Genomic DNA, 25,027 nt, shown 5'->3' with positions numbered 1-25,027 from the left:
CGGCATGAGCAGGCGCCTGCCATGGCATCAGTCTTGTGAACGTCGCGGGCGTCTCGCCGGCTGACGGGTTATCTCGGTTACCTGACTCTCTACCCAGCCATCGCGCAGCCGGGTCGTCAAACGATCGCCGGCGCTCAGCTGACGGGTTTGCTTCACTACCGCGCCGTGGCTGTCTGTCGTGACGCTAAACCCCCGCGCCAGCGTTTTCAGCGGACTCATGCCCTCCAGACGGGAGCAGAGCGCGACAAAGGCATTATTTTGCCGGTTTACCCGCAGGCTTATTCCCTGGCTCAATTGGTATCGCAACGCCTGCAAACGCTGCTGCGCCCGGTTGATACGCGCCGCGGGCGCCTGCTGCACCATACGCTGGCGCACATAGTCGTGACGGCGCTGCGCCTGGCGCAACTGCCCCTGTACCCCGTCGTCAAGGCGGCGGCGCAGGGTCATCAGCGCGGTGTGCTGGCGGGCGAGCCGCAGTTGGGGATGCTGCTGCTGTAGGCGGTGTTGTAAACGGCTGTATCGCTGCTGGCGCTGCGCGAGGAAATAATCCATCGCCATTTCCAACCGCTGCTGTTGCGACTGAAGTTGCCGCAATAGCTCCAGCTGATTGCGGCTCACCAGTTCGGCGGCCGCCGAGGGCGTTGGCGCGCGCAAATCGGCGACAAAATCGGCAATAGTCACATCGGTTTCATGACCGACGGCGCTAACCACCGGCAGGCGGCTGGCGAAAATCGCCCGCGCCACCCGTTCATCGTTGAAGCTGGCGAGATCCTCCAGCGAACCGCCCCCGCGTCCGACGATCAACACATCGCACTCAGCGCGCCGGTTGGCGGCTTCGAGGGCGCGCAAAATCTGGGCCGGCGCTTCCTGTCCTTGCACCGCGGTGGGATAAATCACCACCGGCAGCGACGGGTCACGGCGTTGCAACACCTGCAAAATATCATGCAACGCCGCCCCGCTGGCAGAGGTAATCACCCCCACGCGGCGGGCCGGACTGGGCAGCGGCTGCTTGAATTGCTGACTGAACAGCCCCTCGTCGCTTAATTGCTGCTTTAGCTGCTCGAACTGCTGTTGCAGCAAGCCGTCGCCGGCCGGCTGCATGCTTTCGGCGATGAGCTGATAATCGCCGCGCGGCTCGTAAAGCGTAAGGGATGCGCGCACCAGCACCTGCTGACCGTTGCGCGGCGCAAAGGTTGTACGGCGATTGGTGTTGCGAAACATCGCGCAGCGCACCTGGGCGCGGTCGTCCTTCAGTGTGAAGTACCAATGGCCCGATGCGGGTTGGGAAAAATTGGAGATCTCGCCCGTCAGCCAAATCTGCCCCATCTCGCCTTCCAGCAATTCGCGAACCGTTTTATTCAGGCGGCTAACGGTAAAAATCAGGGATGAGGGCGGGGTAGACATGTGAGCGGGATCAAATTCCATTGCAAAGCCTTAATTGATTGATATTACTTATTGTGAAACGGTAAGCAAGAGATTTTTGAAAATAACACTGGAGGCAACCGATTACGTTCTGTATAATGCCACGGCAATATTTTATCTGTTTCACATCCACCTTGGTGAGATATTGCTATGTTACGTATTGCTAAAGAAGCTCTGACATTCGACGACGTTCTGCTCCTTCCCGCCCACTCCACGGTTCTGCCCAACACCGCCGATCTCTGCACCCGATTGACTCAGAAAATTCGCCTGAATATTCCCATGCTGTCCGCGGCAATGGATACGGTAACTGAATCCAGCCTGGCCATCGCTCTGGCGCAGGAAGGCGGTATCGGTTTCATTCACAAAAACATGTCTATCGAACGCCAGGCCGAGGAAGTAGGTCGCGTAAAACGCCATGAAAGCGGCGTCGTAACCAATCCCCAGTGCGTCACGCCCAATACTACCCTGTCCGAGGTGAAAGCACTGACCGCGCGCAACGGTTTTGCCGGCTACCCGGTGGTGACGGATGAAAATGAATTGGTAGGGATTATTACCGGCCGCGACATTCGCTTTGTCACCGACTTAAGCCAACCGGTTTCCGCCGTGATGACGCCGAAAGAACTCCTGGTGACGGTAAAAGAAGGTGAAGCCCGGGAAGTGGTGTTGGCAAAAATGCACGAGAGGCGCGTTGAAAAAGCGCTGGTAGTGGACGAACAGTTCCATCTGCTCGGCATGATTACGGTAAAAGACTTCCAAAAGGCCAAGCGCAAACCCAATGCCTGTAAGGATGAACATGGCCGCTTGCGCGTCGGTGCCGCGGTGGGCGCAGGAGCCGGCAATGAAGAACGTATTGATGCCTTGGTGAGCGCCGGCGTTGACATTTTACTTATCGACTCCTCCCACGGCCATTCCGAAGGCGTGCTGCAACGTATCCGCGAAACACGTGCCAAATACCCCGACCTGCAAATCATCGGCGGCAACGTCGCCACCGGCGCCGGCGCGCTCGCGCTGGTTGCGGCCGGCGTTAGCGCGGTGAAAGTGGGCATCGGCCCCGGCTCTATCTGTACCACACGTATCGTAACCGGCGTGGGTGTGCCGCAGATCACTGCTATCTCTGATGCGGTGGAAGCCCTGGAAGGGACGGGGATTCCCGTCATCGCCGACGGCGGCATCCGTTTTTCCGGCGATATTGCCAAAGCCATTGCCGCCGGCGCCGCCTGTGTCATGGTGGGATCGCTTTTGGCAGGCACCGAAGAATCACCGGGAGAAATTGAACTGTTTCAGGGCCGATCCTTCAAATCTTACCGCGGCATGGGATCTCTTGGCGCAATGTCTAAAGGTTCGTCCGACCGGTATTTCCAGACCGATAACGCCGCCGACAAATTAGTGCCGGAAGGGATCGAGGGCCGCGTGGAGTATAAAGGACGCCTGAAGGAAATCGTCCATCAAAAAATGGGCGGGTTGCGTTCCTGTATGGGGCTGACCGGTTGTTCTACTATCGACGACCTTCGTACCAAAGCGGAGTTTGTCCGTATCAGCGGTGCCGGCATCCAGGAAAGCCACGTTCATGACGTCGCCATCACCAAAGAATCCCCGAACTACCGCCTGGGTTAACGAATTTCCCTCGGCGCGCGGGCCTCGCCGGTCCGCCGCCGTTCTGTCCAGTCTCTGACGACCGGGCATTGATACTTTTTGCTACACGCTCTCGGAATACTCCATCAATGACAGAAAATATCCATAAACACCGCATTCTGATTCTGGACTTCGGCTCGCAATACACCCAACTGGTGGCTCGCCGGGTGCGCGAATTGGGCGTCTATTGCGAACTTTGGGCATGGGATGTAACCGAAGCACAAATACGCGAATTCAACCCCAGCGGCATCATCCTTTCCGGCGGTCCGGAAAGCACCACCGAGCAGGACAGCCCGCGCGCGCCGGATTATGTGTTTCAGGCAGGCGTGCCGGTGCTGGGCGTTTGCTACGGCATGCAAACCATGGCGATGCAGCTTGGCGGCAAAGTCCAGGGTTCGACGCAGCGCGAGTTTGGTTATGCCCAGGTAGAAGTGTTGACTGACAGCTTACTGGTGCGCGACATCCAGGACGACATCGGCACCGGCGGAGCGCCACTGCTGGATGTCTGGATGAGCCATGGCGACAAAGTTACCGCCATTCCGGCGGATTTTGTCACCGTTGCCAGCACCGAAACCTGCCACTTCGCCATTATGGCCAATGAAGAAAAACGGTTCTACGGCGTGCAATTTCACCCCGAAGTCACCCATACTCGTCAGGGTCAGCGCATGCTGGAACGCTTCGTACTTGATATTTGCCGGTGCACGCCGCTGTGGACGCCGGCCAAAATCATCGAAGATGCCGTCGCCCGTATCCGCGAACAGGTTGGCAACGATCGGGTCATTCTCGGTTTATCCGGCGGCGTAGATTCGTCGGTTACCGCCATGCTGTTGCACCGGGCCATCGGCGAACGGCTGACCTGCGTGTTCGTCGATAACGGTCTGCTGCGCCTTAACGAAGCCAGTCAGGTGATGGAAATGTTTGGCGATCACTACGGCTTGAACATTATCGCTGTACCGGCGGAAGACAGGTTTCTTTCCGCGCTGGCCGGCATTGACGATCCGGAAACAAAACGGAAAACCATCGGCCGGGTATTTGTCGAGGTGTTTGACGAACAGGCTCTGAGCCTCTCCGACGTGAAATGGCTGGCGCAGGGCACCATTTACCCGGACGTCATCGAATCTGCCGCGTCCGCCACCGGCAAAGCCCATGTCATCAAGTCGCACCATAACGTTGGCGGCCTGCCGAAAGAGATGAAAATGGGCTTGGTGGAGCCGTTGAAAGAGCTGTTCAAGGATGAAGTACGCAAGATAGGCCTGGAACTCGGCCTGCCTTACGATATGCTTTATCGCCATCCGTTCCCCGGACCGGGTTTGGGCGTGCGGGTGCTGGGTGAGGTGAAGAAAGAGTATTGCGATTTGCTGCGCCGCGCCGATGCTATCTTTATCGAAGAACTGTACAAGGCGGATCTGTACAACAAAGTCAGCCAGGCCTTTACCGTCTTTTTGCCCGTGCGCTCCGTCGGTGTCATGGGCGACGGCCGCAAATACGACTGGGTGGTTTCGCTGCGAGCGGTTGAAACCATCGACTTTATGACCGCCCATTGGGCGCACTTGCCTTATGATTTCCTGGGCCGCGTTTCCAACCGTATTATCAATGAGATCGACGGTATTTCCCGGGTCGTGTATGACATTTCCGGCAAACCGCCGGCGACGATTGAGTGGGAATAAAGACCGTAGTCATACATGTTAATTTAGAAAATGCCGACCATTATTTAATGGTTGGCATTTTCTCGCCCTGCTTTATTGTATATACAATTGAGATTTTGTGGTATGCCTCTTTATTGAAATCCTATCGCTTAAATATGAGTTTCTTGGGTCATATAAAATACAAAATATTGGGGTGTTTGTAGATGAATAATTAGGATCATTCCCTGAAATGAGACTTTTATTTTAGGAGAATTGATGTACTTGAATGCGTTGAGGGGGTTTTTGTTATTTTGATTTAACGAATGTCATGCCAACCTATTGAAACCTGGTTACGTCTGCACTAAGTTGATGCGGATAAAATCATTCAAGCAGGTGACATATGTTCGACTTGAAGGTGAAAAAATGCCTAAAATATGCCACTGTTACACTCAGAAGCTTAAGTTCAAGTTAAGTGGTATCTACCTAGCTATTCATAGCAACCAATTTGTAATGATCTGATTTTTAGGTTTTTAAAGTTAGGGCGCTGTTGCACGAACTTGCTTGCTGCTGAGCCTTGCAAGCTGATTCAAATGGAAGTCAGCCTCAAAGAGAAAACATTCCCAACGATCTTTTCGTAAGAAGAAATGGAGTTTTCACGTTATATTCCGGGTCATGAAAGGACAATGCAAAGCATATTATATACACAATAGGGTGAGCCATTGAATTGAACGTCAGCTATCAGTGAGGAAATATTGTGAAAGTCGGTTTTGAAAAGCTCAAAATTGGGGAGGGGTATGAACGTCCCTTTTTGGAAAAACTTTGGGGGTATAGTAAATTTCAAGCGATTTCCAGAGGTGTTATAACACCTTCAGGGTGCAACTACATTATTTTATTTGTGAAAAAAACAAACAAGAGGCACTTACCCAGTACAAAGATTTACTAGATAATGGGGTGCTTCACTGGGAGGGTGAGAAAAAATATTTTGCAGATAAAAGAATTATCAATGCGGAATCTGAAAATGAGAAAATACATCTTTTTTATCGAGAGATGCACCATTATTCATTCATTTATTACGGAGAGATTTTCCTCATAGGATGTAAACTACGTACAGAGGTGCCCAGTCAATTTATATTCAAAATTGGTCAAGGAAAGCTAGGATTAGATTTGTTAGATGAAATTGAATTACATAAAAATGAGTTTTATTCATTCAGTAAAACTGAAAAAGACGCCATCATTAAAAGTCGTATCGGACAAGATTTTTTTAGGGATGGCGTGATAAATCTGTGGGGTTGCTGTGCAGTAACGGGATTAAAAAACATCTCTTTTCTTCGTGCATCACATATAAATCCATGGAAGGATTTTTCCAATCAAGAACGTTTGGATCCTATGAATGGTTTGCTCCTGCAACCGATGCTAGATCACCTTTTTGATGCGGGCTTGATTACATTTAGCGCAAGCGGCGATGTAATGTTTTCACCCCAGTTATCACAAAACGATATACAGGATTTAAGGCTGAGAAGAAATTTAAGACTGCGGAAAATCTCTAATGAATTAGAAGAATATCTGACCTACCATAGAGAAAAAGTGTTCAAACATAGCTGTGAAAACCTTTACCGGCAGCCATAAAAATTTTTGGTAAGCGGGTACTGAAAAGTGTTTAGATCTTGGCAAAGCATTAAGCGGGATCACACGACGATGACCTTATATATTTCATAAGCGTTGAGTGTTGTAAAAGCTTTGTTGAATAAATCAGAACTTGTGACTACGCCCCCCCTAGCAGATCGATTGTTATGCGATCCGGATGCTGTTCGGCATTCCTAACAGCGTCATTTCGTTAAGCGCTTTGACCATCGCCATTGCCTCACCTACCTGCGCATCATAGTCACGCAGACTTAGATGATCGCCCATAAGCGTTTTGAACCGGAATATCGCTGTTTCAGCCACTGAGCGTCGATGATAGCCCACTTGCTTTTTCCATACATCGTTACTGCCGCTTAGACGCTGATTCGCAACGGCGTAGTTACGCTCATGGTATCGGTCTGGCCAATATTGCGCCCCACCTCGTGGAGGAATAAGAGGCCTTATTTTCTTCCTCAGCAGAGCATCATGACAGTAGCGGATATCGTAAGCGCCATCAGCCGACGCTTCCCTGATTTTCCGCTGGGTCTGGTTTATCAGAGCGGGTAGGGCCTGAGCATCCGTCGTACCGCTGAGCGATAAGTCAGCACAGATAATCTCATGCATTACACTGTCTGCGGCCATATGCAGCTTACGCCATACCCTCCGTCTGTCGGCACCATGCTGTCGGACTTTCCATTCGCCTTCGCCAAAGACCTTCAGGCCGGTTCCGTCAATGACTAGAGGTGAGATTTTACCACGGGTCGGCGTTTTTATGCTAATCTTAACTGTCTTTGCTCGCTTGCTGATCAGCGAGTAGTCTGGGTATCTTAGCGGTAGCACCATCAGTTTAAAAATGGCGTCAACGAAGCCCTGAAAGCCCTTAACGAAAGGCCAAACACGCGTTTCATCATCAGAACAGTGGTGATAGCCATATCTGCGTAGTGAAGCGGCCGGCCACGCCGTTCAGGCGTTGTTTTTTCCGTCCATGCAACAATTGCCGACTCATCCAGCCATATCGTCAGAGCCCCGCGCTGCTTGAGAGCTTTGTTGTAAGTGGACCAGTTGGTTATTTTAAACTTTTGCTTTGCCATGGAGTGCAGATGTTGAAATGACGGTAGTGATCTGAGCAGACGATCACCTAAAAGTTATATTTATTCAACAAAGCCTATTGTAAAGCGTCATCCGCGTTAAATACTCGCTCTCGTGAGGAGGTTATTTTTCTCATTTGGCGAGTTGCTACATTTTTTTAATTGTGAAGATAATTTTGTTGGTGCTAAGTGCAAAACTAACCACCACAATCTTTCATTTATCCTGTCGCAAGCGGCTGTTATTGCAAAAGGTCATTTCTGCCAATGGACCTTTCCCAGCGGTTTCCGCTCTACCGTCGGATGTAATCTTAATACCGATTTGGGTGTTCATTTCGCGACAGCGGCATTACCCTAAAGAGTCCTTCCCCCGTCGTGACGGAGATGCTATGGTTTTTGACCACCCACCACCCACCACCCACCACCCGAAATATACAAAGGATCATGCATGCGACTATCCAATCGAACTTTATCTGTTTGTATATATTTTACTTTTCTCATCATTTCTTTTTTACCCAGGCAGATGAAAACGATAAAGATGGCGGCGTTAGCGTTGAAAAACTTCTCGAGACCGAAAAGTCTTGGGATGGTGTTTCATATCAGGCTTACCCAAAAGAGTTATGCTCATTTCTGGTGTATGAGGTTTCGGAGAGGGTGGCGTATGCTGCTGATTGATTTCGTGGATGATTTCAACAACAGAGAGACGATACGCCATGAAAAAGTCTACCCTACAGGTCTCCGCAGAACCAGATATTACCGGTGAGCCCTTGCATGAACTCATCCGTCATGGTGCCAGACAACTGATAGCCGCCGTCGTTGAGGCTGAGCTCGAAGCCATGCTGAACGCCGTCTTGACGATGGGCGTCATGCCGTCGTCCGTAACGGTTATTTGCCACAGCGTTCAACAGCGCGTTGCTGCCATGGCTGTATCTGCGAGGCATATCCACCGGTGATTTTCATGAAGCCCTGGGGGCGCTACTCGGTGAAAAAGCCCATGTCCTCTCCACGAGTACCATCAGCAGACTGAAACAGCAATGGCTTGAAGTGCACAGGCAATGGTGCCTGCGTGATTTAAGCGATACGCGCTACGTTTATTTCTGGGCTGATGGCATATACAGCTATGTCAGGCAAGATGATCGCCTTTGCCTACTGGTCATTATCGGCGTCACTGAGCATGGACGTCAGGAGCTGGTTGCGGTCGAAGAGGGTTATCGAGAATCAGAAGCAAACTGGGCCGAACTTCTCCATGGCCTGCGAGCACGTGGCCTAACCGTATCTCCCAAGCTGGCTAAGGGAGACGGTGCCCTTAGTTTTGGAATGCAATGGCAAAGATATTCCCGGACACGCAGCACCAACGCTGTTGGGTGCACAAAACGGCTAATGTGCTTTTTGATGTTTTGTTGGCAAGGTTTTCAGCGAAGTATCCTGCAGCGATGAAGAAGCTGGAGAAAGATCGAGAAGAACTGCTGGCATTCTACGACTTCCCGTCAGAGCACTGGGCATCAATAAGAACGACAAAGCCGATTGAATCGGCTTTTGCGACTATGAGGCTACGAAGCAGACGCGCAAAGAAGTGTGGTTCGAGAGAAACCACACTATCAATGGTATTTAAGCTGCTCCAGTCTGCTCAGAAAAGCTGGAACCGGCTAAGAGGATTTGACCTGCTGACCCTGGTGATAAACAACGTCCAATTTCAGGATGGAGAACAGATTCACGAAGCATCAGAGCAGAACGTAGCCTGATCGCCATACACCAGATTTGATAATAACTCTACCCAAAAGGTACGCCGCAACTTTCCGTTCTGAAAATCACTATTGCACTCAATTCCACACTGGCCTGGCATGAACATCCCATCCCTAATTCCGCCTATGTGCAGGAAGGGGCGCTGACGGTGGAAAAGAAAGCCAATGGCCAAAAACGCACGCTTAAGGCAGGAGAGGTCATATCCGAGATGGTCGACAGCGCTCACCGTGGTTACACAGGTAAAGAAGGTGTCACCCTGGTGGTGTTTTATACGGGGCAAAAAGGGATCTCCTTATCTAAATCCGCCGGATAATCAGCCTCTTGGAGAGCCGTTTCTCCTCCGAAATTACCGTTTAAGCCTCGATATTCTATTGGTTATTGACTGTCGTAACGTCCACTAGGGGTTTATTAAGGCAACAATTGTAGGTACCCCATTCCAGGGGAATTAGTGATCTTTGCCAAACGCAAATGCTCTCTGTACGCAGCGTGATGAGGGCGCCAAGCCCCCGTAATCACTGTATTCGTGCCCGGCCATAAACGCGCTTTGTCAGTTTCTGTCACGCTGTTGGACCTGTTTGTTTTGCGTTCTTTGAGTGTTTACCGCCGTGTCATCATCGCTTGCGCAAGGACAGGGGCATCTTTTGCGGGAACCGGCGCGGATACTTAGCACAGCTGCAAAAGCTCACAATAGCTACATCGCTATGGTACGGGAGAAATCACCGGCAGGACAGGCACGTTTCTATTTTCACCGACATCGAATTACCGGAATCGCCGGGGCGTTATAAATGAATCGTTATAGGTTAAGGTTGTTCTCTATTTTTTAGCGTAATGGCCTAATTATTCTTGCGACGCCAATAGGTGAGAGAGGAATGCTTTTGCTAAATATCAAATTGGCAGGCTTCAATAAAAGTCAGTTTAATCGACTTCGTCAGGACGTCCGTACTAGACTTTTTATATTTTATTACTGTAATAATAATCTGAGTTTTGCAGCAGATAATGCTGTCACCGTAATAACCCACCGCTCACAATACAGAAACTACTCTGTCGTGTCAGGCGCTGGCAGGAATTCCTCTTTTTGCTCTGCCCATTTAAGCATGGCGTCTAACGCCGGGCATAATGCCTGGCTCCATTCCGTCAGGCGGTATTCCACTTTTGGGGGAACTTGCGGATAAATCTTGCGCGCCACGATCCCGTCCGCTTCTAGCTGCCGCAATTGCTGGGCGAGCATTTTCTATGAAATGCCCGGGATAAATTTTTCCAAATCGGAATAGCGCTGTATTTTGCCGTCAAACAGGTGGAACAGGATGATGAGTTTCTATCTGCCTTCTAGCAGTTTAAGTACGTTTTCCACGCCATGGGCGGCGGTCACCGGATATATGTCTTTCTCATGGGTAGGTAACTTACTTTTCTGTGTGTTCTTGATAAAGCGTTAGCTTATGAAGAAAATGACCGTACGGCAATGATTAATTAGGACAACCATGACGCTATTATTACCCGAAGCGCTTGTGACCTTTTTTGCGGTCAGCAACGACGTGGCATTGACGCGATTGACCACTGTTTCGCTCCCAATGCGGTCGTGATGGATGAAGGGCAGTGTTATCACGGATATGACGCTATTGCTTGTTGGTGCGTGAAGCGCAACAGAAGTACGCCTACAGCATCGAAGCGTTGAAAAGTGTGCGGCAGGGAGAATGGGTGATAGTGGTCGCTAAAGTCGTTGGTGATTTTCACGGAAGTCCCGTGCAGCTGCGGCACCTGTTCAAACTCGCGGACGATAAAATCCTCACTCTGGAGATAAGCTGATGCATTGGGATATGAAATTACAAGGTCAGCGTGTGCTGGTCACCTCGGGGACCAAAGGCGTCGGCAAAGCGGTGGTACAGGTAATGCAAGAACTGTGCGCCTGCTTACTCACCACGGCGCGCAACCTGCCGGTGGAGATGCAGGCTGATTTTTTTGTCACGGCCGACCTGACCACCCAGAGGGCTGTAACATCGTGGCGAGCGTGGTCAATACATATTTAGGGGGCGTCGATATCTTGTGCATGTGCTGGGCGGCTCGTCTGCGCCGGGAGGAAGTTTCGCCGTGCTGGGGGGAGGAGGAGTGGGAGCTGAATCTTAACCTTAACCTTGTATCTCGATCATTGTACTCAGGGTATTATGCTCCCCGACTGATCATCGGGAAGTTGTGGGTGAGATGGAACCCTCCCTCGGGCTTAGAGCCTGTCCAATAGATTCATCCCCCACGACTTATCTCCCGCCTTCAAGACTGGACGGTATCCTGTGCCTGGAGCACGTATCTATAAGGAAGGTCATGGCGGTTTCCTGATTCACCCAGAAGGAGATAGCACGTGCAAATTCTCACCCCTGTCGGCATTGATGTTGCTTCCCAGAAATTTGACGTTGCAGTCTGGAAAGGTAAAGCAGCCTACAAATCCAAAGCCTTTTCTAACACGCCTAAGGGTTTCGATGCGCTGAAAAAATGGCTTGAGCCGTTCGGTGACTGCCTATATGCATGGAAGCAACAGGTGCTTACAGTGAGCTATTGTCTACTTTCCTGGCTGATATAGGTTACGCTGTGAGCGTGGAAAATCCAGCACGCATAAAATCATTCGGCTGCAGTGAACTGAGTCGTAACAAGACAGATAAAGGCGATGCACGCATGATCGCGCGTTATTGTAAGCTGCATGCTCCCGTGTTGTGGCAAGCGTTGCCGCTGAATGAAAGAAAGCTGAAAGCGTTGGTCAACCGGCTAATAAATCTGTAGGAAATGAAGCAGATGGAAGAAAATCGCCTGGAAACAGCCCCCCCGTTAGTACAGGTTTCCATCCGCGCGGTCATCGCTGCGCTGGATACCCAAATAGCAGAGATAAAACAGGCGATGGACAATCATATAGGCAACGATCCAAGTCTTAAGCAAAACAGGGAACTGTTGGAATCGATCCCTGGGATAGCTGGCGTGTTGAGTAGCATGATATTGGGCTATTTTGGTGATATGTCACGGTTCGATAGCAGCAAAGCTGTCGTGGCTTGGGCTGGTCTGAATCCGATGTTGCAGGAGTCTGGGCTGTGGAAAGGTAAAAGTCGGATATCAAAGGTGGGCAACGCCATGATACGTAAAGCCCTGTATATGCCGGCCCTGACGGTAATGTGCTATAACCCAGTAATAATAGCGCTGAAAGAGCGTATGAATGCACGTAATAAATCAGGGAAAGTTGTCGTGTGTGCGGCAATGAAGAAACTATTGCAACAAGCTTACGGAGTGCTGAAATCAGGGCAGGTGTTCGATGCTGGAATATGTCTTGCAAGATAACTGGCAAGACGGTATCTATTGGCGGCTGTCCGTCTGGATCGCGCGCTGTTGCCCGGGATGCTGGCGCAGCAAAACGGCGTCATCATCTACGTCACATCAATTCAGCGCGAGCTGCCTTTGCCTGAATCAACGACGGCCTATGCCGCGGCCAAAGCGGCACTGTCGACGTACAGTAAAAGCTTGTCAAAAGAAGTGACGCCAAAAGGCATCTGGGTTGTCCGTGTGGCGCCGGGGTGGATAGGGACCGAGGCCGCCGTCGCGCTGGCCGAACGCTTTGCCCGGCAGGCGTGAACTGAAAACGTATCATCATGAACGCTCTTGGCGGCATTCCACTCGGACGGCTCTCTACGCCTGCCGAGGTCGTCCATCTTATTGCGTTCCTGGTGTCACCCCTGGCCGCAGCGATTTCCGGTACGGAATACGTCATTGACGGGGGCACCGTTCCTACGGTTTAAATAGTTTAATGGTTCGATGCTGTGACGCTTGCATAAACTCGTGAATCTCAGCGTGGCTCGCCACGCAGTGGGACAGGTGCTCAGCACGTGATTGACCAAACCTTCCAGCATCTCCTTTGACGCGCCGGCCTTCGCCTATACCGCCATACCCTGCGAGACGGCCATGATATAGGAGGCCATATTTGCCGTGTTTACCCACGCCGGCAAATAGCCCTCTGCCTGAGCCTGTTAAAGACGCATGCCTAACGATGATTGTGCTGACTCGCGCCGGCGCACCAGCTTGCAACGAATCGATTCGGCGTCGTTAGAACAGGCGAGGGCGCCGTTTATGCCCAGGCAGCCAAGGTGTGCAGAGCCAAGGCGCCGCGCAGCATGTGTTCCACTACCTTTAACGAGGTCGGTTGTTCCAAGGCCTCCGTCATGAAACACAGGTATTTTGTCTCATAAAGGTCAAGGGCTTTACCAACCAGCGACGCCTTATTGCCAAAATGCTGCGTAAAGGCCGGGACGTGCCACGCCCGTTGCCTTGGTCAAATCTTCAAACGAGGCGCCTTCATAACCTTTCTGCCAGAAAACGGTTAATGCTGCGTCCAGCGCTTCGCATTCATCAAACTGTTTATGTCGTCCCACAATCTGCTCAGCGTTAATTCAGTAATGCTCATTATAAAATGCGTAGCGGCCTTTGTAAAAGCCCCCTGCCGATCGGGAACAGAACGATCGTAACGCTATCAATGGAAACACTATTGGCGCCGACACCTGTTGCATTTCCCCGTCGAACGGGAAACAGGGGAGTGCCACACAGGATGGAAAGCGTTCTATTCCATTTTCTTTACCCTATTCCCAGGCACAGGGTTGCAATAATGATCCACCGCCTTTTAATGAGATCGCCCTGATTACCGGTGTTAAACGCGGGCTGAGCCGGCAACCACCGTCGCACCGGTGGCGCAGGGTGCGGATGAAGCCATAAATTATGTGGCATCTGCAATACTGGCGACCGTCGCGGTCATCGGTCATGCTGCTAAAACGCGGGAGGGGCAGCAGCATTTCAGGCTGACCAGGCTGTCTCGGTGCACGAAATATTACCGTCAAACGGTTACAGGCGGGGGGAGAGATACCAAGATGGCAGCAAATGTGGACGGCAAGATGCCGCAAATCCTTGCGGAAGCCCCATGCCATTGCGCACTATACCCGGCAGCAAAAGTTGCTGAGACGCGCGTTATTCTGGCGGGAGCGCGGCTTTTATCACCGGTGCGGTGATCGCCGGCGGTGCGCAGTACGGCGTCAGGTCGGGTTCATTTCGGCGGCGTTTTAGGTGTGAAACGTGCCTCGGTCATTTCCGTACGTACAGGGGGATCCATGGCCTCGACGGCTTTTTGCAGTTCGGATAAAGCGAATTTCAGGCGCTCAACTTCCTGTTGCAGCGCCTGAAATTCCAGCGCGGCGCGGTTGGCTTTGGGGAAGGCGTCCAGCACATCATCCTGGTGAAACATTCGCACCTGGCGATTGTTGTGAAACACCAGTTGGTATTTCAACCGCCCACTGTTGATGGCGTTGTAAACGGTTTTGCGGCTCACCATGGCGATGTCGATCACCTGGCTAACCCTCAACATGGCTTTATTCACCGCCGTCTTCCCCTTTGCTCTTTGGCTGTCTCCCCATTCTAGCGAGTTGTGATGGCCTGAAAGAATGTTTTTGCTATCTCCGCCGGCGAGTATTCGCTGATTTTGTTCACTGCATCAACATCCGCCAGCAGGGCGAAGAGAGATTGGACAATCGCGACCTTTTCGCAGGTCGGGTCGATGGCCATTAGTACTACGATAGCCGGTTTCACCCGCAGCGCCGGATCGTCGGTACGGTGAAACTCAACGCCAGCGCGGTTGATGGCGACAGCAAAACCGGTATGGTTAACGTGCTCGTATTCGATATGCGGAATGGCGATCGCATGGGTTTCCATATCGATGCCGGTGGGATATTCCTTCTCGCGTGCCAGTACGCCGCCGAGAAAACTGTCTTTGACCAGGCCATCGGCCAGCAGGCTGTCCGCCAGCCGGGTCAGTAATTGCTCCCGGCTGACCGGCTGGTCAACCACGAAGACACGTTTTTCGCTAAACATCATGATGCATTCCCCACATTGGTTTCAGCCTGCTGCGCTTGTGCCAGTTCGCGCGCTTCCTGGAGGATTTTGCGCCGGTTCCATAGCGCCAGCAGTACGGTTATTACGGTGAGGACCACGACGCTCACCACTTTTAATTTGAAACCCTGGATCATTGCCCAAGGCAGCATAGCGCCGGCGTAGTCAACGCTGCTGATGTTGGAGGCGCCGTTAGGCAGAGAAAAGCCGGTGCTGGATCACCTCGGTATCAAGTTTAATGTTGCGTACATAAGGGATGCGATCCACCACGAAATTCACAGTCAGGCGTCGGGAACGAACGAAGCGGAGAAGCCGTGGGGGACGGAAATACCCAGCAGGCTGAGGTATTTTTCCACATCTTTACTGGTACGATCGGTGATCACCATGGTGATGGCGCAGTTAAGCACCGCCGCGAACAAACCCAGCCACAGGTTATCGGTGATGATGGCCACCAGCGAACCGGCAAAGGCGTGATGCCAGAGGTTCCAGATATCGACGTTCAGGATACGTGTGGTTTTGGTGTATAGCATCAATACATTCAGCGCGACGCACACCGGTATCACCAGAGCACCGACGCGGGTGCCCATCGCCACCGCGGTCGCGGCAGGCCAGCCCATATCCAGTACGGTCAGGTTCAGGCCGAAGCGATTAACGATGGCATGACTGACCGGTGTAAGCGAATCAATCATCAAATTAACGGTAATACTAAGACCGATAAACCCAATGCTCACCATCAGGCCGGCTTTGATCGCCTGCGATATCCGCAGCCGCAGGATAAGTCCCAATACAATAAAGATCAGCGGCATTATCACTGACGCGCCGTTACTGATAATGTAGTCGATAATAAACATGGCGGGACACTCAGCCTCAGCCCAGGATCTGGGCTTTAACGCTCTCAAATACTTTCTCGGTGCCGATGCCGGTCAACAGCGGCAGCGCATTAATCACCTCTACCGCCACCTTGGCGGTAGAGGTGGAGACGATAAAATCCAGGTCGCTGCGTGTGGCGGCTTCGGCCACGGTACCCTGCGAAATTCTTACCTTGTCGAGCAGGCCTTCCGCCGTCAGATAAGCTTCCAATTTTTTCAGCGCTACGGTACTGGTCGCCACACCGGCGCCACAGCAGATCATCATGTGTTTCATAATCAGTTCTCATTGAAAAATGTGAATTAATTAAATCAATTCTAATGAAATCGAAATATGGTAACTGTATAATTTTACACACTAGAGGAACGTTTTCTGACGAAACGGAAATCGAAATGGTGCCCAAGCGAAGGTTATAATTGAGAGAGTTTCTAGTATATTTATGATTTTATTTTTTTTTATATGGGTGACGTTATAGGGGAAGGAGAGTAAACGTTTGGCGCGCCTGTGGATGTTCTGTGTAATTTCACAGGACGATTGCCACAAGGTTTCCGCGAACAGGATACCGCCGTTGTTGCCAAAGCTTGCGGCCGTGACGGTAACTATCGCCATTGTGGTGCCGAGAGAGCCACGGCAGTCGTTGCCATAGCACCGAGCTCGTGGCGATCATCTCGTTGTCGTGTTCTCAGGCCGCCAGCATCGCGATTGCCACGCCGATAAGCACCATACAGAAGGCAAACTTCAGCCACGTCACGGGCAGCTTGTGCGCTAAAGCGACGCCCCAGGATACGCTGATGATCCCGCCCAGCGCCAGCGGCAGGCCGATACTCCAGTCCGCGTTGCCGGCTTGCGCATAGGAAAACAGAGCCGTCAGGGCGCCAGGGACCACCAGAGCCAGGGCGATCCCTTGCGCCTGCTTTGGCTAAAGCCGAACAGCGATACCAGCGCCTGTACCACCACCAGTCCGCTGCCGACGGTGAAAATGCCCGACATGAAACCGCTGGCGATACCGAGAAGGGGCAAAAAGCGGGTGGGCAGGAGGGCAACGGCAACCGGATGGCGGTGGCTGTCGAACCACTGCCAGAGGTAATAGGCCGCAAGCAGCAGCAAAAACGCGGCAAACGCTTTTTGCAGTCTGTCGACTGGTATGGCCGATGCCATCCTGCGCGGCGAACCAGGCGGAAACGGTGGCAATCAGGCACAGCTTTAATGTTTGCCGCAGATCGATCTGGTTATGCTGACGGTAGCGCAAAAAACCGATCAGCACATTGGGGGTTACCATAATCAGCTCGGTGCCTTGGGCAAGAAGCTGATCCATATGGAACAGCAAGCTCAACACCGGGATGGCGATCAATCCGCCGCCAATGCCCAGCATACCGCCGCATATTCCAAGCCCGACGCCGAGAACGAGACAGGACAACATTTCAGACACTATCATAGCAACATCAAATCCATTTCCACCGTGGAATCAACTTTCCCCGTGGCGTTCCGCCAGCCAGGACGACTGGGGCGAAGCACCTATCGCCGTTAGTTGTATCTCAATCAAATACCCGTGATGCAGCGCCGGCACAGGCATCAACGCCCGGGCCGGCTTATAGTCTTGCAGAAACTGCGCGTATAGCCGGTTGAAGTCGGGCCAATGGTCTATGCCGACGATATAGGCCGTGCATTGCACCACCTGCGGCCAGCCGCAATCCGCTGCTGCCAGTATGTGCCGGCACAGATTAAGCGCCGCCTCGGCCTGAGCGGTGAAACTTGCCTGGGGCGACACCGTCACCGGTAGCACGCCGGAAACGAAAACCCAGTTGCCCGCTTTTACCGCATGGGAATAAGTGGCCGGCCGGCGGCGGCACGTCCGGGGCGGTGATGCACTGTAACGCAACGTGCGATGTATCAGTCATAATCAACCTTATTGGTTTGTCAGACAACAGGGAACGGTATTCTTGGCATCCGGCATCCGTTGTCAGCGCAGCATTCAGCACCGGCAGTGCGCCCGGTGGTACGCCTGCGGCACGCGCCGACCGGTCCGCGACCTTCATAAGGGCGTCCGCGGCGGCAAGTAGCGCTCGACCAGACGTGACCAGTAAGCGGCACCTAACACCAGATTATTATCGTTAAAGTCGTAGCCCGGGTTGTGCAACATCTTATTGGCTTGCGCTTCACCGTTACTGATGCGTATCAGACAGCCGGGACTCGCCTGTAGCATGTAAGCGAAATCCTCGCTCCCGGTCAGCAAATCCATTTCGCCATCGACCTTGTCCTCGCCCACCAGTTCCGCGGCGACCTGCAGCGCCAGGGAGGTTTCCGCCTCGCTGTTGCAGACCACCGGATAGCCCTCGATATAATTAATCTCGGCGCTTAATCCCAGACTAGCCGACTGTAACTGCACAATGTCGGTATACGCTGGCGCAGCAGCGCGCGAATGACCGTCGAAGCTGCGTACGCTTAGCCTTAACTGCACTTCTGCAGGGATCACATTCAGCGCTTTGCCGCCTTGCAGCATGCCGATGGTAATTACCGCCGTCTGATCGGGTGGCACATTACGCGCCACCACGGTTTGCAGCGCCATGATAATGCTGGCGGCACCCACCACCGGATCCTGCGCCAGATGCGGGCGCGCCGCATAACCGCCCATGCCGCGAACGGTAATGAATACCCGGTCGCCGGCGGCCATAAACTGGCCGCGGCGGCTCATCAGTTGTCCGCAGGGCCGGCCGGGATGATTATGCATGGCAAACACGGCGTCGCAAGGAAAGCGGTCGAACAGCCCTTCTGCGACCATTCTTTGCGCACCGCTGTCGAAACCGCGCTCCTCCGCCGGCTGGAAAATGACATGCAGGGTACCGTTAAAGCGGCGTGTGGCGGCCAGATAGCGCGCCGCACCCAGAAGCATGGTCATGTGGCCGTCGTGGCCGCAGGCATGCATTTTACCGGACTCACTGCTTTGGTAATCGAAGGTATTTTCTTCGCTTATCGGTAAGGCATCCATATCGGCGCGCAGACCGATGGCGCGGTTAGCATCGCCCAGTCGCAGGGTGGAGACGCCCCCCGTGCCCGCGACGCCGGTGGTGACCTGATAGCTGTATTCGCCGGGCTGTCGCGCGATGGTAGCGGCGGTGTGGTGTTCTTCAAACGCCAGCTCAGGGTGTTGGTGAAAATGGTGTCGCAAAGCGATTAGCTCGTCGTGCCAGGGGGAGAGATCCGCCACCGTGGCGCCGTTTAAAGGTGGTGTCATGGCATTCTTCCTGTCGTTGGCGCGGCTTAAAAGGGACCCCATTGGATTTGCACGCCAATAATGATGGCGATAATGGAAATCACCAGCCACAGTAGCGTAAGAGGAAAGACGAAACGCAGCCACTGGCCATAGCCGATGCGGTCAATGGCCAGCACGGCCATCATGACCCCGGAGGTGGGATTGACCGAATTGATGACTCCTTCGCCAAGGAGAATGGTTTCAACCGTCACCTGACGAGTGATGTGCAACGCATCGCCCAGCGGGACATACAGCGGCACCAGCGCAGCCGACTCACCCGAATCGGAGGAAATGGCGATGTGCATTACCACGGCGGCGAACATTTCATTTAACGGCGCCAGCAGGCCGGCAATGGCGTTAACGAGAGTATCGAGAATGTGCCTATGCCCAGCACCAGCGCAATGGCTCGCGCCAGCCCGACTATCAGCGCGCCGGGAATCAGCTGGGCGCAGCCTTGTAAAAACGTGTCGGCGATAGCGCCGCCGCGCATACGGGCAATGAGGCCGACGCCGAGTGCTACGATGACAAACATCGCCGACATTTCATTTTCTGACCAGACGTAATTAACCGCGCTATAGATAAATGTCATAAGGGCGAGGGCGGTAAATGCCAGGATAAGCCAGTGGGAGGTCGAGATTTGCGCGGTAATGTGCTGCTGTGCGCTCGGGTCTTCATTGGTAAGCCCATCGCGTCGACAACGGCGGGCATAAAGTGCAAGGAAAACGATTGCGCAGAGGGCAAAAGCCAGATAAATCCCGAGGCGAAACCCCATGCCAGAAAACAGCGGCAGCTCGGCCAGACGTTGGGCCAGTCCGGTGGTGCCGGGATTAATGATGGCGGCGTTGAAGCTGGCATAGGTGCCCAGATAAATCAGGCCGACGCCAAAGATACGCGGCAGGTTCATCGAGCGAGCCAGGAGCATGCCTAACGGAATAAACTTCACCACCGAGTTGATGACGACACCGGTGGTGCCCGGCACCGAGAAGACCGCGCAGACGCTGAGAATGATGACCGTATCGCTACTGCCTTTCCGCCGTGCCGCCGGTAAACAGGATAAGGAAAATAATCGGCGCGGATTTGACCATGCTTCGGCGATAAAGGTAAACAACGTTCCCGGAACGATACCGCTGCGTGCGACAGATGGGGAGGCTGCCCGGAACGGCAAACTTTACCCCTCGCGCAGGACATGCTCGAATTCACCAGGAGGAACGATCCAGGTCGCCGCGGCGGTAATCACCAGCATGATGAACAAGAGAACATAGGGATTGAGGGGTCCCGGTGTTTCGATGGCGCTTTGTCGCTGGTGCGTTTTGCGCCGGACTTACGGTGATATTGTGCTGCATGATTGCCCCTCCCAAAGTAAATTAATAAGTCATCGTTTGAACCTCAACTGCTTACCTTCGGGTAGCCTTTCCCGTTGGCCGACGGTGTCACGTCGGCAAATCCTTGCTTTCGAGGTCGTTAATGCTTTCGCTGCGACCCATGTTTGCGCAGCGCTCATAGGCCCGCTGCGTTCAGTGCTTTCGCCGCGCCGGCGCCGTCGTCTGCGTGACGCGGGCGTCTTACCAGCCCTGGAGCCGTGCCCAGGGCGTGGTGAAGCCCTGCTTATCGCAGGCGTAAAACACCGCGTGCTGCGCGCCGGTGGCGCAGGCGTGATTGGGCAAAATGCGTAGTTGCGCGCCCAAGGGGAACAAGGTGGTAATATCGGCCGCAGCCTGGCCAGGCTCGGCGGCAATGATGCCGTGCTCCTGATTGGTGCCGATAACGGTAAAGCCGGCGAAGGGCGTCCCATCCAGCCGGCATCCACCATAATCCAGCCTTTCTCCTGCTGGTGGCCGATGACCGTGGTTAACACGCTTAAAGCAATCTCATCCAGTTCGCACACGCCGACGTTGTGCATCACCAAATCGAAAAAAGCATAGACCCCGGCGCGCACCTCACTCACGTCCGTCAATTGCTGCGCGGCAAAGGCGGTGGGGGTCAAACCCACACTGACCTGTTTACAAGGGATCCCAGCTTGACGCAGTCGATTGGCGGCCAGCACCGCGCCGGCGCGCTCTTGTTCCGCCAGGGCGGCAAGTTTTTCCGGCGAATGCAGTTCATAGCTCGAGCCGGCATGGGTCAGTACGCCGCCTACGACGGCGCCGCTGTCATGTAATAGCCTCCCACCGTTAATAACTCGTCTTCTGCTGGATCAATACCGACGCGGCGTTATCGACAATAATTTTCAGATCGCAGCCCTGACGGCGCAGCGCCGGCATTATCGAGGAGATCGCCGGGCTGATGGAGGCGCTGCACGCCCGCCGCCACGGTATAGTCGGCCGGCTCGCCATTAATGCACCGTTTGGTTTCGGCCGGCGCTATGTTGTGTCGGTGGTCGCCGCCTTTCGCCAGCGCTATCCCGACGTGGATATCAGGATGACACTCTCCGTCAACCTCTGGTCGCCAGCAGCGATCGGAGCGATTTGGTTATTCATATTGGCGAACTGCACTCGTCGAGTCTGATAAGCCATTACATCGCCCCTAACCGGCGCATCCTCTGCGCCTCGCCGGCGTTTATCGCGCGGCACGGCGCACTACGGTAAATATTCGCATTCAGCCGATACTTATCAGCAACGATGGAGAAGTGATCCGCCAATGGGCAGTGGAGGGGCTGGGGATCATCATGCGCTCGGAGTGGGACGTGGCCGATGCCCTGGAGGAGGGAAAACTGGTGCCACTGTTGCCAGACTGGCACCCGCCCGACACCAACGTCGTGGCGCTTACCCATCAGGGCGCGGGGTTGCCGGAGCGGACGCGCGCGTTTATGCGGATGATGCAGGAACAATTTCGGCCCAGGCGCCCTGGCGCCAACGGCTGCAGGCGACGGAGCGTCGCGGCGATTAAACCGTAGATATCTGCTCGGTGGAGGGGGAAATATTTTTTCTTTATATAGTATGGTGTTTGGCTATTGGAAGGCTGTAAATGTGAGGGGAATAATTAATCATCCTTATTGTTTTGATGTTGAACATTAATTATGCTGCAAAAACTTTTCACCGGACTCCTTTGCGGTGTGCTACTCGGCTTTGTTATGCAACGGGGACGATTCTGCCTGACGGGCGGTTTTCGTGATATGTATCTGGCCAAAAATAATCGCCTGTTCTACGCCTTGTTAATTGCTATCGCGATTCAGAGCCTCGGCGTGTATATCCTGATTGCCGCCGGTCAGTTCAGCTATGACGCCGGCGCTTTCCCCTGGTCGGGCACCATCGTCGGCGGTTACGTCTTCGGCATCGGAATCGTCATGGCCGGCGGCTGCGCGACCGGCACTTGGTACCGCGCCGGCGAAGGATTGATCGGTAGCTGGATTGCCTTGGCCGCCTACATGGTAACCAGCGCCGTTATGCGCTCTCCGCATCTGGCCGCATTCAACCAGCAGATGATGTCTTACAGTACCGCGCACAATGCGATAGCTGAAACTTTCGGCCTGTCTTCCTGGCCATTTATTGCACTGTTGGTGCTGGTGGCCCTCTGGCTGGCGCGTAGGGAACTGAAAAAACCCAAGTTAGCGGGGTCGCCGCTTTACCGGCCAAAAAAACCGGCCTGGCCCATTTGCTGTTTGAAAAACGCTGGCATCCGTTTGCCACCGCCGTTCTGATAGGTCTCATCGCTACGCTCGCCTGGCCGTTGAGCATCGCCTCCGGACGCCACTTTGGCCTTGGCATTACCGCGCCGAGCGCCAATGTTGTGCAGTATATGGTCATAGGGGATGACAAATTCATCAATTGGGGTGTGTTTTTAGTGTTAGGGATCTTTCTTGGCGCGTTTATCGCCGCCAAGGGCAGCGGTGAATTCCGCCTACGCGCCGCCGATGCTGCCACCTCGGTCCGCAGCTGCGCCGGCGGTTGTTCCATCGGCAACGGTCTGGTGATGACCGCCATGCTGACCTGGCAGGGTTGGATCGGTTTGGCCTTTATGATTCTCGGTGTATGGACAGCGTCATGGTATCTGTTCGTCCACCTGCGGCGTCAAGAAACGGTACGCGCCGCATCAATCTGATGATTACCTCAATAAGGAAACAAAATGATTAAGAAACTTGATGTCATCAGCCAGGTCTGCCCTTTCCCGCTTATCGAAGCGCAGTCCGCTATGGCGGCATTGCAAGTCGGTGATGAACTGGTTATTGACTTCGACTGTACACAGGCGACGGAAAGTTTGCCGCAATGGGCGGCGGAGCAGGGACATGTCGTGACCGATTATCAGCAAGTGGGCTCAGCCCAGTGGAGCATCACGCTGAAAAAAGCTTAGGATGGCGTTGCGGACGCCGCATCAAGGGTGTCCGGAAGCGGTCTGCCGCCGCGAGGATGCCGAAGGGGGGCGGTGATGCATCAGATAGTATTCACCGTTTTCCGCCAGGCCGGTGGTAATGACCCGCCAGCCGTTGTTCAGATAAAAGCGCAGCGCGCGCTGGTTAAGGATCAGGCATTTTAGCGCCATCGTGCCTCGGCATAAGGGATAGCAGGCGTCCAGCAAAGCGGTGCCGACCTTTTGCCGTTGCCATTGTGGCGCTATAAACAAATTGTGTAAAAAGCGATCCTGCACCGAAAGTGAAGCAAAGCCGGCGATAGTCTGGTTGATTTCCGCCACCAGAATTTTTTCCCCCAGCGTAACCGCGTCAAAATCCTCCAACTGCCATTGGCTATCGTCCAGCCATAACCAATTCGCTTTGCGCGAAGCCAAAAATAGCGTGCGCAAGAAAGGACGGTCCGCTTCCTGATAGTGTCTGACGGTAATTGCGCCGCTACTCCTGTTCATTGCGTGTCCTGCTTGCCGGATGACTAAAGAGGTGTTGGGGATATAATTATAGTACACGTTATTTAATGTTTAGGCTAATCATAGCGGCCGAGTCAAGGGGTATTACGTGGCGAGATACTGTGACAGATAATTATAAACAACTCTGTTAGTGGTTGCTTCTATTGTGGGCTTCTTATACTATCCAATAATCATAAAGTAAAATAACTGCAGCGCCGGATTTCCATCACCGGTGCGATTATTCCGTTCATTCAAATAAATATAACAGGTAGAGATAATGGGTGACCCAAGCGATAAGGATTATATGCTATTCATCAACCAGATGAAGAAAAATATTAAACTTTATCTTTCACATATATTTAACGATTCCGATCTTTTTACTTTTGCCTACTTCATGATGAATAAGGATGATGGACAACCTGCCTTTATGATATCTGATTACCCGGCGGGTTGGCTAAATCAATATCGTAATTATGGTTATCAAAAAATTGACCCGGTAATGCTGATCGCCTGCCGTAAGTTTACGCCTTTTAGCTGGAAAAATAATCCCAATATGCCAGATCAAAACTTTTATAAGATGTCGAGTGATTACGCACTTGATAATGGTTATACCTTCACGCTACATGATCCCGACAACAACCTGGCCACGCTAACGATAAGCCAGATGAAGCAAAATGCTGTATTCTATGATATAATAGAAAAAGAGAAAGATAAGTTTCAGATGTTGCTCATCACCACCCATGAAAAGGTTATCCGCTTTTTCGACGCACGTAAGGAGCAAGGGAGTGAGTCAGAAGAGGAACCCTGCCGGCTTTCGCCGCGGGAAAAAGAGGTGCTGTTCTGGGCAAGCGTGGGTAAAACATATAATGAAATCTCGACTATCCTGTCAATTCGCGAAGGAACAGTTAAATTCCATATTCGCAATATTATCAATAAACTTGGTGTGGCTAATGCGAAACATGCTATCACCCGGGCAATGGAACTTAAATTGTTAAGCTAGCCGGGGAGAAATTTCCATCTCGATCCCTCGGCACCCTGTTAATTAATCAATTGTATTTATTTAATATGTGAAAAATACGTTGCTGAGAAGGATG

Annotated in this window: 29 protein-coding genes and 6 pseudogenes; 19 read left to right on the top strand and 16 right to left on the bottom strand. The window is 52.9% G+C overall.

Annotated elements, in window-relative coordinates; translation table 11 throughout:
• Positions 1-27: 27 nt before the first annotated feature.
• A complete protein-coding gene (gene xseA / locus SGP1_RS15935; protein ID WP_011411574.1) occupies positions 28-1,404 on the bottom strand; it encodes an exodeoxyribonuclease VII large subunit in 1,377 nt (458 codons plus the stop codon).
• A 168-nt stretch (positions 1,405-1,572) separates the two neighbouring features.
• Between xseA and guaB the strand changes: the two genes are divergently transcribed.
• The 3 genes from guaB to SGP1_RS24625 all read left to right on the top strand — a co-directional run bounded on the left by guaB (position 1,573) and on the right by SGP1_RS24625 (position 6,305).
• A complete protein-coding gene (gene guaB, locus SGP1_RS15930; protein WP_011411573.1) occupies positions 1,573-3,036 on the top strand; it encodes an IMP dehydrogenase in 1,464 nt (487 codons plus the stop codon).
• Positions 3,037-3,143: 107 nt separating this feature from the next.
• The gene (gene guaA / locus SGP1_RS15925) at positions 3,144-4,721 is read left to right on the top strand and encodes a glutamine-hydrolyzing GMP synthase (RefSeq protein WP_011411572.1); all 1,578 of its coding nucleotides are present in this window, start codon (positions 3,144-3,146) and stop codon (positions 4,719-4,721) included.
• A gap of 831 nt (positions 4,722-5,552) precedes the next feature.
• Positions 5,553-6,305 carry an HNH endonuclease gene (locus SGP1_RS24625; protein WP_011411571.1) on the top strand — a complete coding sequence of 251 codons (753 nt, stop codon included), beginning with the start codon at positions 5,553-5,555 and terminating at the stop codon, positions 6,303-6,305.
• Between the two features lie 162 nt (positions 6,306-6,467).
• Here SGP1_RS24625 and SGP1_RS15915 read toward each other — a convergent pair.
• Positions 6,468-7,390: pseudogene (locus SGP1_RS15915) on the bottom strand (IS5 family transposase).
• A 378-nt stretch (positions 7,391-7,768) separates the two neighbouring features.
• On the opposite strand from SGP1_RS15915, the gene SGP1_RS15910 reads away from it, so the two are divergent.
• The 3 genes and pseudogenes from SGP1_RS15910 (at position 7,769) to SGP1_RS34050 (ending at position 9,440) form a co-directional block, all read left to right on the top strand.
• Positions 7,769-8,059, top strand: a complete 291-nt coding sequence (locus SGP1_RS15910) for a hypothetical protein (protein ID WP_148203546.1) — start codon at positions 7,769-7,771, stop codon at positions 8,057-8,059.
• 38 nt (positions 8,060-8,097) lie between these two features.
• Positions 8,098-9,126, top strand: a pseudogene (locus tag SGP1_RS15905) (IS256 family transposase).
• A 149-nt stretch (positions 9,127-9,275) separates the two neighbouring features.
• Positions 9,276-9,440 (top strand): hypothetical protein, encoded by a 165-nt coding sequence (locus SGP1_RS34050; RefSeq protein ID WP_243466060.1) that lies wholly within the window; start codon positions 9,276-9,278, stop codon positions 9,438-9,440.
• 723 nt (positions 9,441-10,163) lie between these two features.
• Here the strand turns inward: SGP1_RS34050 and SGP1_RS15895 are convergent.
• Positions 10,164-10,505: pseudogene (locus SGP1_RS15895) on the bottom strand (winged helix-turn-helix transcriptional regulator).
• Positions 10,506-10,747: 242 nt separating this feature from the next.
• On the opposite strand from SGP1_RS15895, the gene SGP1_RS32045 reads away from it, so the two are divergent.
• The 6 genes and pseudogenes from SGP1_RS32045 to SGP1_RS15875 form a co-directional block, all read left to right on the top strand.
• Positions 10,748-10,930 (top strand): hypothetical protein, encoded by a 183-nt coding sequence (locus SGP1_RS32045; protein WP_050747750.1) that lies wholly within the window; start codon positions 10,748-10,750, stop codon positions 10,928-10,930.
• Positions 10,931-10,941: 11 nt separating this feature from the next.
• A complete protein-coding gene (locus SGP1_RS35760; protein ID WP_148203545.1) occupies positions 10,942-11,151 on the top strand; it encodes a hypothetical protein in 210 nt (69 codons plus the stop codon).
• A gap of 326 nt (positions 11,152-11,477) precedes the next feature.
• Positions 11,478-11,696 carry a hypothetical protein gene (locus tag SGP1_RS34040; RefSeq protein WP_243466059.1) on the top strand — a complete coding sequence of 73 codons (219 nt, stop codon included), beginning with the start codon at positions 11,478-11,480 and terminating at the stop codon, positions 11,694-11,696.
• Positions 11,642-11,893 carry an IS110 family transposase gene (locus tag SGP1_RS34035; RefSeq protein ID WP_243466058.1) on the top strand — a complete coding sequence of 84 codons (252 nt, stop codon included), beginning with the start codon at positions 11,642-11,644 and terminating at the stop codon, positions 11,891-11,893. The genes SGP1_RS34040 and SGP1_RS34035 overlap by 55 nt, the downstream gene beginning before the upstream one ends.
• A 12-nt stretch (positions 11,894-11,905) precedes the next feature.
• The gene (locus SGP1_RS34030) at positions 11,906-12,439 is read left to right on the top strand and encodes a transposase (protein ID WP_243466057.1); all 534 of its coding nucleotides are present in this window, start codon (positions 11,906-11,908) and stop codon (positions 12,437-12,439) included.
• A gap of 15 nt (positions 12,440-12,454) precedes the next feature.
• Positions 12,455-12,894, top strand: a pseudogene (locus tag SGP1_RS15875) (SDR family oxidoreductase); the annotation flags it as partial.
• 477 nt (positions 12,895-13,371) lie between these two features.
• On the opposite strand, the gene SGP1_RS34025 reads toward SGP1_RS15875, so the two are convergent.
• From SGP1_RS34025 to SGP1_RS34015, 12 genes and pseudogenes are all read right to left on the bottom strand, one after another.
• Positions 13,372-13,524: a helix-turn-helix domain-containing protein gene (locus SGP1_RS34025; protein WP_243466056.1), complete on the bottom strand. Its 153-nt coding sequence runs from the start codon at positions 13,522-13,524 to the stop codon at positions 13,372-13,374.
• Between the two features lie 662 nt (positions 13,525-14,186).
• Entirely contained in the window at positions 14,187-14,516 is a 330-nt protein-coding gene (locus tag SGP1_RS15860) for a helix-turn-helix domain-containing protein (protein ID WP_243466055.1), read from the bottom strand.
• 38 nt (positions 14,517-14,554) lie between these two features.
• Complete coding sequence (locus SGP1_RS15855) at positions 14,555-15,010, bottom strand: PTS sugar transporter subunit IIA (RefSeq protein ID WP_011411570.1); 456 nt, start codon at positions 15,008-15,010, stop codon at positions 14,555-14,557.
• On the bottom strand, positions 15,007-15,177 hold the full coding sequence (locus tag SGP1_RS34020) for a hypothetical protein (RefSeq protein WP_243466054.1): 171 nt from the start codon (positions 15,175-15,177) through the stop codon (positions 15,007-15,009). Before SGP1_RS34020 ends, SGP1_RS15855 begins: the two co-directional genes overlap by 4 nt.
• A 129-nt stretch (positions 15,178-15,306) precedes the next feature.
• A complete protein-coding gene (locus SGP1_RS15850; RefSeq protein WP_050747748.1) occupies positions 15,307-15,876 on the bottom strand; it encodes a PTS transporter subunit IIC in 570 nt (189 codons plus the stop codon).
• 16 nt (positions 15,877-15,892) lie between these two features.
• Complete coding sequence (locus tag SGP1_RS15845; RefSeq protein ID WP_011411569.1) at positions 15,893-16,168, bottom strand: PTS sugar transporter subunit IIB; 276 nt, start codon at positions 16,166-16,168, stop codon at positions 15,893-15,895.
• 406 nt (positions 16,169-16,574) lie between these two features.
• A pseudogene (locus tag SGP1_RS15835) lies at positions 16,575-17,264 on the bottom strand (sulfite exporter TauE/SafE family protein).
• 93 nt (positions 17,265-17,357) lie between these two features.
• Positions 17,358-17,771, bottom strand: coding sequence for a RidA family protein (locus SGP1_RS15830; protein ID WP_198408732.1), 414 nt, complete (start codon positions 17,769-17,771; stop codon positions 17,358-17,360).
• A 153-nt stretch (positions 17,772-17,924) separates the two neighbouring features.
• A complete protein-coding gene (locus SGP1_RS15825; protein ID WP_011411568.1) occupies positions 17,925-19,124 on the bottom strand; it encodes a M20 aminoacylase family protein in 1,200 nt (399 codons plus the stop codon).
• A 26-nt stretch (positions 19,125-19,150) separates the two neighbouring features.
• Positions 19,151-19,465, bottom strand: a complete 315-nt coding sequence (locus SGP1_RS35255; RefSeq protein WP_050747747.1) for a hypothetical protein — start codon at positions 19,463-19,465, stop codon at positions 19,151-19,153.
• A 5-nt stretch (positions 19,466-19,470) separates the two neighbouring features.
• On the bottom strand, positions 19,471-20,307 hold the full coding sequence (locus tag SGP1_RS35250; protein ID WP_279379397.1) for a hypothetical protein: 837 nt from the start codon (positions 20,305-20,307) through the stop codon (positions 19,471-19,473).
• 397 nt (positions 20,308-20,704) lie between these two features.
• On the bottom strand, positions 20,705-20,905 hold the full coding sequence (locus SGP1_RS34015) for a hypothetical protein (protein WP_341532869.1): 201 nt from the start codon (positions 20,903-20,905) through the stop codon (positions 20,705-20,707).
• On the opposite strand from SGP1_RS34015, the gene SGP1_RS34010 reads away from it, so the two are divergent.
• The 6 genes and pseudogenes from SGP1_RS34010 (at position 20,816) to tsuB (ending at position 23,429) form a co-directional block, all read left to right on the top strand.
• On the top strand, positions 20,816-21,064 hold the full coding sequence (locus SGP1_RS34010; RefSeq protein WP_041867098.1) for a hypothetical protein: 249 nt from the start codon (positions 20,816-20,818) through the stop codon (positions 21,062-21,064). The two genes, SGP1_RS34015 and SGP1_RS34010, sit on opposite strands and share 90 nt — an antisense overlap.
• A 95-nt stretch (positions 21,065-21,159) precedes the next feature.
• Entirely contained in the window at positions 21,160-21,300 is a 141-nt protein-coding gene (locus SGP1_RS35755; RefSeq protein WP_341532819.1) for a hypothetical protein, read from the top strand.
• 125 nt (positions 21,301-21,425) lie between these two features.
• Complete coding sequence (locus SGP1_RS30030) at positions 21,426-21,647, top strand: hypothetical protein (RefSeq protein WP_050747745.1); 222 nt, start codon at positions 21,426-21,428, stop codon at positions 21,645-21,647.
• Positions 21,648-21,768: 121 nt separating this feature from the next.
• Complete coding sequence (locus SGP1_RS24600; protein ID WP_050747744.1) at positions 21,769-22,035, top strand: LysR substrate-binding domain-containing protein; 267 nt, start codon at positions 21,769-21,771, stop codon at positions 22,033-22,035.
• A gap of 123 nt (positions 22,036-22,158) precedes the next feature.
• Positions 22,159-23,180: pseudogene (locus SGP1_RS15800) on the top strand (YeeE/YedE thiosulfate transporter family protein).
• A gap of 24 nt (positions 23,181-23,204) precedes the next feature.
• Positions 23,205-23,429, top strand: coding sequence for a thiosulfate utilization sulfurtransferase TsuB/YeeD (gene tsuB / locus SGP1_RS15795; protein WP_011411566.1), 225 nt, complete (start codon positions 23,205-23,207; stop codon positions 23,427-23,429).
• A 21-nt stretch (positions 23,430-23,450) separates the two neighbouring features.
• Here tsuB and SGP1_RS15790 read toward each other — a convergent pair whose 3' ends face one another.
• On the bottom strand, positions 23,451-23,936 hold the full coding sequence (locus SGP1_RS15790; RefSeq protein ID WP_243466053.1) for a GNAT family N-acetyltransferase: 486 nt from the start codon (positions 23,934-23,936) through the stop codon (positions 23,451-23,453).
• Between the two features lie 274 nt (positions 23,937-24,210).
• On the opposite strand from SGP1_RS15790, the gene SGP1_RS15785 reads away from it, so the two are divergent.
• Entirely contained in the window at positions 24,211-24,933 is a 723-nt protein-coding gene (locus SGP1_RS15785) for a helix-turn-helix transcriptional regulator (RefSeq protein WP_011411564.1), read from the top strand.
• Positions 24,934-25,027: the final 94 nt, after the last annotated feature.

Source organism: Sodalis glossinidius str. 'morsitans', from assembly GCF_000010085.1.
GTDB classification, from domain to species: Bacteria; Pseudomonadota; Gammaproteobacteria; order Enterobacterales; family Enterobacteriaceae; genus Sodalis; species Sodalis glossinidius.
This window is presented reverse-complemented; position numbering and strand designations above follow the sequence as displayed.

Excerpts from the sequence above, each read along its gene's own strand:
- xseA (WP_011411574.1), bottom strand. The coding sequence starts at position 1,404 with ATGTCTACCCCGCCCTCATCCCTGATTTTTACCGTTAGCCGCCTGAAT.
- guaB (WP_011411573.1), top strand. The coding sequence starts at position 1,573 with ATGTTACGTATTGCTAAAGAAGCTCTGACATTCGACGACGTTCTGCTC.
- guaA (WP_011411572.1), top strand. The coding sequence starts at position 3,144 with ATGACAGAAAATATCCATAAACACCGCATTCTGATTCTGGACTTCGGC.
- SGP1_RS15910 (WP_148203546.1), top strand. The coding sequence starts at position 7,769 with ATGCTATGGTTTTTGACCACCCACCACCCACCACCCACCACCCGAAAT.
- SGP1_RS35760 (WP_148203545.1), top strand. The coding sequence starts at position 10,942 with ATGAAATTACAAGGTCAGCGTGTGCTGGTCACCTCGGGGACCAAAGGC.
- SGP1_RS34035 (WP_243466058.1), top strand. The coding sequence starts at position 11,642 with ATGGAAGCAACAGGTGCTTACAGTGAGCTATTGTCTACTTTCCTGGCT.
- SGP1_RS34030 (WP_243466057.1), top strand. The coding sequence starts at position 11,906 with ATGGAAGAAAATCGCCTGGAAACAGCCCCCCCGTTAGTACAGGTTTCC.
- SGP1_RS15855 (WP_011411570.1), bottom strand. The coding sequence starts at position 15,010 with ATGATGTTTAGCGAAAAACGTGTCTTCGTGGTTGACCAGCCGGTCAGC.
- SGP1_RS34020 (WP_243466054.1), bottom strand. The coding sequence starts at position 15,177 with ATGCTGCCTTGGGCAATGATCCAGGGTTTCAAATTAAAAGTGGTGAGC.
- SGP1_RS15850 (WP_050747748.1), bottom strand. The coding sequence starts at position 15,876 with ATGTTTATTATCGACTACATTATCAGTAACGGCGCGTCAGTGATAATG.
- SGP1_RS15845 (WP_011411569.1), bottom strand. The coding sequence starts at position 16,168 with ATGAAACACATGATGATCTGCTGTGGCGCCGGTGTGGCGACCAGTACC.
- SGP1_RS15825 (WP_011411568.1), bottom strand. The coding sequence starts at position 19,124 with ATGACACCACCTTTAAACGGCGCCACGGTGGCGGATCTCTCCCCCTGG.
- SGP1_RS35255 (WP_050747747.1), bottom strand. The coding sequence starts at position 19,465 with ATGTTCGCCGCCGTGGTAATGCACATCGCCATTTCCTCCGATTCGGGT.
- SGP1_RS30030 (WP_050747745.1), top strand. The coding sequence starts at position 21,426 with ATGGAGGCGCTGCACGCCCGCCGCCACGGTATAGTCGGCCGGCTCGCC.
- tsuB (WP_011411566.1), top strand. The coding sequence starts at position 23,205 with ATGATTAAGAAACTTGATGTCATCAGCCAGGTCTGCCCTTTCCCGCTT.
- SGP1_RS15790 (WP_243466053.1), bottom strand. The coding sequence starts at position 23,936 with ATGAACAGGAGTAGCGGCGCAATTACCGTCAGACACTATCAGGAAGCG.
- SGP1_RS15785 (WP_011411564.1), top strand. The coding sequence starts at position 24,211 with ATGGGTGACCCAAGCGATAAGGATTATATGCTATTCATCAACCAGATG.